Here is a 558-nt window from a genome sequence, read left to right as displayed (position 1 = left end):
CCGCCATATGGTAGAGTTGGCTTGTTTCAACTGCATTGGCGCCTGAAACGATCAATGGTGTACGAGCTTCGTCGATCAAAATTGAGTCAACCTCATCGACCAAGGCATAATTGAGTGGACGTTGCACCATGTTTTCTGCACGAACGACCATATTGTCACGAAGGTAGTCGAAACCAATCTCTGAGTTGGTTGAGTAGGTAATATCGCAAAGGTAAGCTTCTTTTTTCTCCATTGGAGACTTAGCTGCCAAGTTGATCCCTACTGACAAACCGAGCCATGAGTACAATTCACCCATTTCAGTCGCGTCACGTTCTGTTAGGTATTCATTGACTGTGACTACGTGAACCCCTTTACCTGCAAGGGCATTGAGATACACTGGCATGGTCGCTGTCAAGGTCTTCCCTTCACCGGTACGCATCTCTGGAACGTCACCATGGTGAAGAACAATCCCACCCATGACCTGAACCTTATAAGGGAAAAGCCCAAGGACACGTTTTGCAGCTTCACGAACTACCGCAAAAGCCTCATATAGCAATGAATCAAGTGATTCACCCTTAT

General features: G+C 46.6%; 1 pseudogene. It reads right to left on the bottom strand.

The annotated features are described in order from the left end of the window. Nucleotides 1-558 (bottom strand): annotated as a pseudogene (locus D8863_RS10900) (preprotein translocase subunit SecA); the annotation flags it as partial.

This window comes from Streptococcus oralis (assembly GCF_003943825.1).
In the GTDB taxonomy this organism is placed as follows: domain Bacteria; phylum Bacillota; class Bacilli; order Lactobacillales; family Streptococcaceae; genus Streptococcus; species Streptococcus oralis_CD.
The sequence above is the reverse complement of the archived record's forward strand: the minus strand, read 5'-3'. Positions and strand labels throughout refer to the sequence as shown.